The 939-nt window shown below is 60.1% G+C and carries 1 protein-coding gene; it reads right to left on the minus strand.

The window, feature by feature from the left end:
- Positions 1–7: 7 nt before the first annotated feature.
- On the minus strand, positions 8–939 hold a 932-nt coding region (locus tag AWB80_RS42810), incomplete at its 5' end, for an RHS repeat domain-containing protein (protein ID WP_167390511.1).

The following is a 939-nucleotide window of genomic DNA, read 5'->3' on the forward strand; positions in this document are numbered from 1 at the left end:
TGCTTCGTCACCAGCCCCGCCCAGTTGTACTGATAGCGGAACACGTGACCGCCCAGATCCGTGTGCTTGGTCGTGCGTCCGAACACATCCTGTTCATCGACCATCGTGCGGCCGTGGCGTCGGTCATCGTCTTGATCCAGCCGCCAGTCACCGACGTGCCTACCGAGGCGATACCGCTCGCCCACTTGTAGTCGTACTTCACCGTGCGGCCCGCCGCGCTCACCGTCTTCACGATGCGGCCATCCACGTCGTAGTACGTCTTCTCACGATTGCCCAGCGCATCCGTATGCGCGATGCGCTGGTCCAGGTCGTCGTACTCGTAGCGGTCGATGCTGCGCTGGCCATTCGCCAGCACCGGACGATCGATTTCGATCAGCCGGTTCTTGTTGTCATATTTGTACTCCGTGCGACGGCCCAGTTCGTCCGTCGCGACGCGCAGGTTGCCGAAGCCGTCGTACTGAGACACCTTGCTGTAGCCCAGAGCGTCCCACGACTTCGCCACACTCGGCGTGGCCGTGCCGAAGTTCCACGATTGCGTCGTGAGATTGCCGTTCGCATCACACAAACCGACGAGATTGCCCGTCAGGTCATAGTAGAAATTCGTCAGCGGCGTCGTAACGGTCTTGTACCCGTTGGCCAAGGTCACGCTCACCTGCGGTTGCTGCTTGAGCACCAGCATGCCCATCGTGTTATACGACGAGTAGGTCCAGTTGCCGCGACCATCACGCTCGCCTGACACGTCTCCAAAGGCATTGTGATGCTGCAGACGGTCGATCGTCATGTCCTTGGCCAACTCGTCGATCACTCCGACGATGTCGACATTGGTCACCGGATTGTTGCGCGTGCCGGTCAGGAAGTAGCTCTGGCGCTCCATCACCACGTTGCCCGATGCATCCTTGGCCAGATAACGATATTCGTACTCGGCGTTCGTTGGCAGGC

The organism is Caballeronia pedi, assembly GCF_001544915.2.
Lineage (GTDB): Bacteria > Pseudomonadota > Gammaproteobacteria > Burkholderiales > Burkholderiaceae > Caballeronia > Caballeronia pedi.